General features: G+C 60.1%; 7 protein-coding genes and 1 pseudogene. 2 read left to right on the top strand and 6 right to left on the bottom strand.

Annotated features, from left to right (window positions below):
• Together GBC55_RS20870 and GBC55_RS20865 are read right to left on the bottom strand one after the other, a co-directional pair.
• A pseudogene (locus GBC55_RS20870) lies at nt 1-183 on the bottom strand (SAM-dependent methyltransferase); the annotation flags it as partial.
• On the bottom strand, nt 183-485 hold the full coding sequence (locus GBC55_RS20865; protein WP_162439118.1) for a MazG-like family protein: 303 nt from the start codon (nt 483-485) through the stop codon (nt 183-185). The gene GBC55_RS20865 and the pseudogene GBC55_RS20870, both read right to left, overlap by 1 nt.
• A gap of 245 nt (nt 486-730) precedes the next feature.
• Here GBC55_RS20865 and GBC55_RS20860 point away from each other — a divergent pair, with 245 nt between their 5' ends.
• Nucleotides 731-1,024 (top strand): hypothetical protein, encoded by a 294-nt coding sequence (locus tag GBC55_RS20860; protein ID WP_162439119.1) that lies wholly within the window; start codon nt 731-733, stop codon nt 1,022-1,024.
• Nucleotides 1,025-1,123: 99 nt separating this feature from the next.
• Nucleotides 1,124-2,473: an MATE family efflux transporter gene (locus tag GBC55_RS20855; RefSeq protein ID WP_162439120.1), complete on the top strand. Its 1,350-nt coding sequence runs from the start codon at nt 1,124-1,126 to the stop codon at nt 2,471-2,473.
• Here GBC55_RS20855 and GBC55_RS20850 read toward each other — a convergent pair.
• The 4 genes from GBC55_RS20850 to speA all read right to left on the bottom strand — a co-directional run bounded on the left by GBC55_RS20850 (nt 2,467) and on the right by speA (nt 7,596).
• Nucleotides 2,467-3,342 carry an alpha/beta hydrolase gene (locus tag GBC55_RS20850; protein ID WP_162439169.1) on the bottom strand — a complete coding sequence of 292 codons (876 nt, stop codon included), beginning with the start codon at nt 3,340-3,342 and terminating at the stop codon, nt 2,467-2,469. The two genes, GBC55_RS20855 and GBC55_RS20850, sit on opposite strands and share 7 nt — an antisense overlap.
• Before the next feature lie 17 nt (nt 3,343-3,359).
• Nucleotides 3,360-4,142: a DUF4123 domain-containing protein gene (locus GBC55_RS20845; RefSeq protein WP_162439121.1), complete on the bottom strand. Its 783-nt coding sequence runs from the start codon at nt 4,140-4,142 to the stop codon at nt 3,360-3,362.
• Nucleotides 4,139-5,449: a contractile injection system protein, VgrG/Pvc8 family gene (locus GBC55_RS20840; protein WP_162439122.1), complete on the bottom strand. Its 1,311-nt coding sequence runs from the start codon at nt 5,447-5,449 to the stop codon at nt 4,139-4,141. Before GBC55_RS20840 ends, GBC55_RS20845 begins: the two co-directional genes overlap by 4 nt.
• Nucleotides 5,450-5,682: 233 nt before the next feature.
• Nucleotides 5,683-7,596 carry an arginine decarboxylase gene (speA, locus tag GBC55_RS20835; protein WP_059405726.1) on the bottom strand — a complete coding sequence of 638 codons (1,914 nt, stop codon included), beginning with the start codon at nt 7,594-7,596 and terminating at the stop codon, nt 5,683-5,685.
• Between the last annotated feature and the right edge of the window lies 1 nt (nt 7,597).

Here is a 7,597-nt window from a genome sequence, read left to right as displayed (position 1 = left end):
CTGGGCCAGCCACAACGACATGTGGCCCAGGCCAGCGCCGATGTCGAGAACGCGCAAGGGGCGGTCCGGCAGGGTTTCAGCGAGGTCCGCCTGCAGCACGGCGAGGCGGATCGCGCCCTTGGCGCCGCCATAGATTTTTTCAGCGAAACGCGTCGCCAACTGATCGAAATGACGGTCGCTCATCAGCTGAACCGCCGTTCGCTGTCCGCGAGTTTGCTGCGTACCACTTCATTCATGTCCAACCCCAACTCACTGCACAACAGCAATAGATAAAGCACGATGTCGCCCACTTCCTGCCCGGCGTGGGCGAGCTTGTCCGCTGGTAACTGGCGGGACTGGTCCTCGGTCAGCCACTGGAAAATCTCCACCAGCTCGGACATTTCAACGCTGGCGGCCATGGCCAGGTTCTTGGGGCTGTGAAATTGCCGCCAGTCATTGCGATCACGGATGGCGTGCAGGCGTTGGGTCAGTTCAACAAGGTTCATCGGGCTCTCCTGAAGGCGTATAGCTTCGTGGGGATGGCGAGCGATGGCAAGTGTATCGATGCGACGCAGAACTTTGCCCCATAATCAAAAGTCGCATCACTTGTAGGAGCTGCCGAAGGCTGCGATCTTTTGATCTGTTGAACGATGAAGATAAAGATCAAGATCAAAAGATCGCAGCCTTCGGCAGCTCCTACGCCGCGATTCATGGCCCAACCCTCAACCACTTACATCAGGACGTTAACGACATGCAGGTAGAAAGCTTTTTCGAATGGCTCGGCCAGGCACTCGGCTCGGTTATCCGTTTTATCGTTGACGGCCTCAGTGGTCTGTTCAACCTGTTGAGCCATGCTGGCGCCAACTTCGTCGAAGGGCTTTCCCGGGCGCTGGGAATGGACACCTCGATCATCAGCATCATTGCCTTGATTCTTGGCCTGATGCTGCTGTGGTCAGCCATTCGGGCGTTCATGAATGCGTCGATCATCATGGGGATCATCTGGTTGCTGCTGGGGCTTTGGTTATTGAGCTGGATAATCCACTAACCCCCTGCCCTTCTCCCCTGTGGGAGCCAAGCGCCCACAAATGGATCGCTGTAGATTCCAAATGTGTCGCTACAATGCCCGCTCCCCCAAGGAGCCTGCATGTCCAACCTGATCACTGACTGGCGCGACCGCCCGACCCATCGTCGGGTCTGGGCGCTGGCCGCCCCGATGATTCTCTCGAACATTTCCGTACCGCTGGTGGCGCTGGTCGACAGCACTGTCATCGGCCACTTGCCCCATGCCCATCAACTGGGCGCGGTGGCAGTCGGGGCCAGTCTGTATACCTTTCTCGCGTGGGGCATGGGCTTCCTGCGTATGGGCACCACCGGGTTCGCGGCACAGGCCGCCGGGCGAGGCGATGGCGCAGCGTTGCGGCAGATTCTATTGCAGGGTCTGTTGCTGGCCATGGGACTGGCAATTGTTCTGGGTGCAGCGGGCGTGCCGTTGAGCGGAGTCGCGCTGCATTTCATGCAGCCCTCGGCGGAGCTTGATCAACTGACTCGCGAGTTCTTCCACACCCGGCTATTCGGTCTCCCGGCGGCGCTGGCCAGTTATGCACTGGTCGGCTGGTTCCTGGGTACGCAGAATGCCCGGGCGCCGCTGGCGATTCTGCTGAGCACCAACCTGGTCAACATCGCCTTGAACCTGTGGTTCGTGTTGGGACTGGAATGGGGGGTGGTCGGTGCTGCTCGGGCGTCGGTGATCGCCGAGTGGACAGGCGCGCTCATCGGTCTGCTGCTGACCCGCAAAGCCTTGCGCGCCTACCCCGGTCACATTGCCTGGGCCGCGCTGGCGATCTGGCAGAGCTGGCGGCCACTGCTGGCGGTCAACCGCGACATTTTCATTCGCAGCCTGGCACTGCAATCGGTGTTTTTCCTGATCACCGTGCAGGGCGCTCGATTGGGCGATGCCACGGTGGCTGCCAACGCGCTGCTGCTCAATGGCTTGCTGTTGACGGCCCACGCGCTCGATGGCTTGGCGCACGCCGTGGAAGCCCTGTGCGGGCATGCCATTGGTGCTCGGGATCGGGATGCGTTGCGCCGCTCCTTGGTGGTGGCCTGCGGCTGGTCGTTGCTGGCGAGTCTGGGCTTTGCCGTGCTGTTCCTGTTCGCCGGGCATTTGTTCATCGAAATGCAGACCGATATTCAAAGCGTGCGCGACACAGCGTTCATCTACCTGCCCTACCTGGCCGCGTTGCCATTGATTGCCGTGTGGAGCTACTTGCTCGACGGGTTATTCATCGGGGCTACGCGCGCCCGGGAAATGCGCAACGGGATGCTGTTGACGGTCGTGTTGCTGCTGCCATTTGCCTGGGCGCTGCAAGGCTTGGGCAACCATGGCCTGTGGATAACGTTCCTGTTGTTCATGTTGCTGCGCAGCCTGACGCTTGCCGCGTTTGCCTGGTATTTACGCAAGGACGATGGCTGGTTCGCGGGTAAAACTCACTGAGTCGGCGTCGCTCTGATAAAGCCTGCGACCTCATCCAGCACCGGCGCCAGTCCACGCATCGGTCGTGACAGGGTCGCCACCAGCGTGGCATGACCGGTGCGCGCAAAATACAGGTCCTGAACGGGGACCCCGGCTTCACGTAATTTCAACGCCAGGCCGCCGGTGTTACGGGTCGGGTTGACCAGCTCGTCGTCGCGTGAAGCCATCAGCAAGGCTGGCGGCGCGCCGCGGCTGACGTGATTGATGGGTTGTGATTGGGGTGGCGAGTTCGGCCAAAAGAACACCGGGCGCACGTCAGGATTTTCGATGGGAAGAAAATCGTACGGCCCCGCCAGACCAATCCAGCCGCTGATGTTGTGCGGCGACAATCCCACCTCCTCCAGCAACGTCGGGTCCAGCGCCAGCATCGATACGTTGTAGGCGCCAGAACTGTGGCCCATCAAGTACAACCGCTGCGGATTGCCGGAATATTCCCGGATGTGTTCATGCGTCCAGGCGACGGCCTTCGCGCCATCTTCGAGAAACGCCGGATAGCGCACCTGCGGGTACAGGCGATAATCCGCCAGCACGGCCACAATCCCCCGCGATGCCAGAGCTTCCCCGACGAAACTGTAATCGGCCCGTGAACCGCTGTTCCAGCTGCCGCCATAGAAAAACACCACCACCGGCGCGTTTTCCATGGGGTGGCGTGGCACATACACGTCGAGTTTTTGCCGGGGATCACTGCCATAGGCAATGCCTTCGGTCTTGTCGAAGGTACCGTCAGGAGTCAGGGCATTGAGCATCTTCAGCGGTGAACAGGCGGTCGCCCCCACCAGTAACATTGCACCGATGGCCAGGTTGAACAATCGTCGAATCTTGCTCGCCATCAAGGTGAACCTCGGGTTCAGAGTTTGTCGTTCTGCCACAGGTAACGCAGGCATTCGAGACGCTCCTGCGGGGTCAGTCCCGGCAGCGGCTGTGCCAGTAAAGCGTGCGGGTATTGCAAGCGTAGCCACAACCAGTCATCGAGTACCGGGCGCTCGCTGAAACCCAGCGCAAGGCCTTCCTCAACATGGGACCACAGGTGGTGATAATCGGTGCCCGTTGATTGACACCAGTGCCAGGTGTGCTGCTCCAGCAAACAGGTTTGCAGCTTCTCCAGCTGGCGCGGGCTGAGGTTTTCCTGATTGCCCAGCGGGCTGACGACTAGCCCGGGATTGCTCAGTTGTTGCCAGCCCTGACTGCCTATCGCCCGGTCGGCCCACGTCCCGCCAAACCAGCGCAACTGGCGAACCGGTCCCAGCCAGCAACTCAACTCACGGGCATCGCAGGCATCGAAAAAATAACTTGCGGTGTACGGGTTGTAGTAACTCAACAGGGCTCGATGGTGCAGACCGATCGACACCGTGAGCATCCGCCGCAGATGAGCGAGCAACTGCGCAGCCGAAGCCTCACTGAACAGCAACAAGCCTGGCCATAGGTGCGTTTCGCTGTGGCATGACTCAGCCAGCCGGGGACAGTCAGCGAGGTCAATCAGGACGGGGCCCTGCTCACGCAACGCATGCAGTTCCGTGCCTTCGAATAACCAGACACGCCGCACATGGGCGAATGAGCTGTGCAGCGTTGCACTCATCTGCGGTGCACCGGTTCCGTCGAACAACAGCCATCGCGCCAATGCGCCACTCATGCGGCGCTGCCCGGGCCTGACCCCATTACGACCCGACAGGTGCACAGGGTCTGCGCACAATGATGGAAACTGCCGCCGCCGGGCAGCAGGCACAGCAGAATCAAAGGCTCTCCCGAGGCCAGCCGTGACGCTAAATCTTCGACCGTTCCGGCTTCCTGTTCGGGCTCAAGCGCTTGCTCCGCGGGCGCAGGCGCCTGGAGAAACCCCGCGATGACCGGCTGATCCGGATCACCCTCGATAAAGCTCACCACCACTTCGGCCCCTTCGGGCAACAGCGCTGCCGATGAGGAACACAGGTCCTCGGCCAAGGGCAGCCAGCAGTGACTGGGCATCGCACCTTCGCCCTCATACAGCCAGTCAAACTGCACGGCCACTGACCGGGATGCATCGGGCTGCACCTCATCGACATCGACTACCCAGGCCCGCTGGAGGCTGTGCATCCGTGGCTTCACGGTCGGTTTGGCCAAGACGAGGGTCTGCTCGCAGTCAACGGCGTGGATCTGGTTGCTGTAGAGAGTCATCCGCTCACGACTCCATTGATGTTCAATACAGGTCAACAGCCAGAGTTGATTCCACTGCGTGATCGGGTGACCGCACAGCTGCATCAATTGGCCACTGCGCAACGTCACCACATCCGTACGACCGTAGGCATCAGACTGAAAGGCCTGGCCCTCTTCACGTCCGAACTGGCGCACCGCCGGTTGCTCGCCCGCCGCCTGGAACATTTCACGCCCACCCAGTGGAAAGCGGCCCTGAGCATCACCAAAAACCAGGCAGTGCCCACGCGGGCGATGCTCGAAGTAATAGTGAAGTCCCGCTTCGGCGCAGAGTCGCTGAAGAAACTGCAGGTCCGACTCCTCGTACTGCGTACAAAAATCACGCAACGGATAATCACCACTCAACTCGAAACGCCGATCCTCGTCGGTAATACCGTGCTCGCGAAGCACCTGGCTAAGGATTTGCGGTACCGAACTGGCACTGAACACTCGCTGGCTGTAGCGCTGGGACAAACAACCGAGCCGCGGCCCCAGACGCACCCGACAGCGCCAGGGCGTCGAGCCATGTTCCTGCCGAACCAGTTCATGCAGTTGTCCGTGAATACCGTTTCCCGCTAAACCAAAATTCAAAAAAACCGAGCGGTACAGGAGGCTGGCAAGGTCCAGCGCCGGGTCATCTACCCGCAGTTCCACGTCGAACACAAAAGGCTCGCTGATGGCTTCTCGACCGGTAAAAGACAGGACTTCAAGGGGGTGGTGCAGGCCTGCTACATCCAGACGAAATGAACGTTCGTTGACTGGATTGAACATCGGCGATTCTCTACAAGAGGGGGCGGCCGAGGATTCTCGCTGAGAGACATGGCCGAGTAGAGTGCCGAATTACAACTTAGGAAATGACCTACGCGAAAAGAGGACGATAGGGTTTTAATCGCCACAAAGCAGGATTTTTCAGCAGGTAAAAAAGAAACGTCGCACCAGGCGGTCTGAAGTTTCCCGCAGCACGCGGGAAATTTTCAGACAGCCAGGTGAAACGCAGACTTACCTCAAGAAGACAGGTAAGAGGAGCGGGTCAGGCCCAGACGCAGTGCATCGAGGAACTGGGTACGCTCTGCCGCAGTGATGCGCGCACTGGCGCATTTGTCGCGGTAGTGGGTCATCAGCTCTTCGGGCGACAGGTGCACGTAGCGCAGCATGTCTTCGATGGTGTCGTGGGTTTCGATACCCGCGTGGTACACGCTGCCGTCGGCATTCTGGTAGATGTTCACCGAGTCGGTGTCACCGAACAGGTTGTGCATGTCACCGAGAATTTCCTGGTAGGCACCCACCAGGAAGATCCCCAGCAAGTAGTCTTCACCTTCGTTCAGCGCGTGCACTGGCAGGCTGGTCTCGATGCTCTGCTCGTCGACGTATTGCTTGATCTTGCCATCGGAGTCGCAGGTCAGGTCCTGCAATACCGCACGGCGCAGCGGCTCTTCGTCGAGACGGTGCAGCGGCAGGATCGGCAGAACCTGGCCGATGGCCCACGTGTCCGGCAGGCTCTGGAATACCGAGAAGTTGCAGATGTACTTGTCGGCCAGCTTGTCGTTGAGTTCGTCGAGCACCTGACGGTGCGAGCGCTGACGGGCTTTCAACGAGTTGTGCAGGCGACGGCACACGGCGAAGTAGCATTGCTCGGCCAGGGCTTTCTCGGCCAGGGTCAGCTTGCCATCGGCGTACTGGGTGGCCACGTCGCTCATGTAGTGCGTCGCGCGCCAGTAGGTTTCGGTGACCATCTCGATGTCGGTCGGACCCAGCAGGTCAACCAGCCACTGCACGGTTTCCGGCAGCGCTTCCTTGTTCTCGATCTGTGGCACGTCGTCGTTGTGCTTCTCGACGTCGGTGACCTGCACCACCAGCATGGCGTGGTGAGCGGTCAGGGAACGGCCGCTTTCGGAGAAAATGTTCGGGTGCGGCAGGCTCTGCGCGTCGCAGAATTCCTTGAGCATCCCGACCACAACACCGGCGTAATCGTCCATGTCGTAGTTGATCGAACTGGCGTTGCGCGAGTGGGTACCGTCGTAGTCGACACCCAAACCGCCACCGACGTCGATGTGATCGACCGGCAGGCCCAGGTTACGCAGCTCGCCGTAGTAACGAATCGCTTCCTTGAAACCGTGCTGGTAGTCCGCCAGGTTGGCGATTTGCGAACCCATGTGGAAGTGCAGCAGGCGAATGCCCTGGTCCAGGCCAGCGGCACGGAAACGCTCGACCACCGACAGCAGCTGCGCCGCCGACAGACCGAATTTGGATTTCTCGCCACCGGTGTCAGCCCATTTGCTCGATGCCAGGGACGACAGGCGCACGCGCAGACCGACCTGAGGCTTGACCTTCAGCGAGGCGGCCTCTTCGATCACCAGTTCAACTTCGGATTCTTTTTCGATCACGATGAAGACGTTGTGACCGAGCTTTTGGCCCATCAGCGCCAGGCGAATGAACTCACGGTCCTTGTACCCGTTGCAGACGATGGTGCCGCCCTTCGGTGCCAACGCCAGTACGGCCAGCAGCTCAGGCTTGGAGCCAGCTTCCAGGCCGATGGACACGTCCTGGGTAGCGATGATGTTCTCGATCACCGCTTCCTGCTGGTTAACCTTGATCGGGTACAGCGCGGTGTACTTGCTCTGGTATTCCAGACGCTCGATGTTCGCATCGAATGCGCCGGTCAGCTGACGCACGCGGTCTTGCAGGATATCCGGGAAACGTACGAGCAATGGCAAGGACAAGCCGCTCTTGCGCAGCTGGTCGACTTGCTCGAACAGGTCGATAGGCGAACTGGTCGGACCGTTCGGACGAACTTCGACGCGACCGGCGTCATTGATCGCGAAATACCCGGCCCCCCAATGGCGAATCCCGTAAACACTGCGGCTGTCCGCAACTGTCCATTGGCTGCCATCGTCTTTGCGTGTGCGTCGTACGGACATT

The organism is Pseudomonas sp. TNT3 (assembly GCF_010095445.2).
GTDB lineage: Bacteria > Pseudomonadota > Gammaproteobacteria > Pseudomonadales > Pseudomonadaceae > Aquipseudomonas.
The sequence above is the reverse complement of the archived record's forward strand: the minus strand, read 5'-3'. Positions and strand labels throughout refer to the sequence as shown.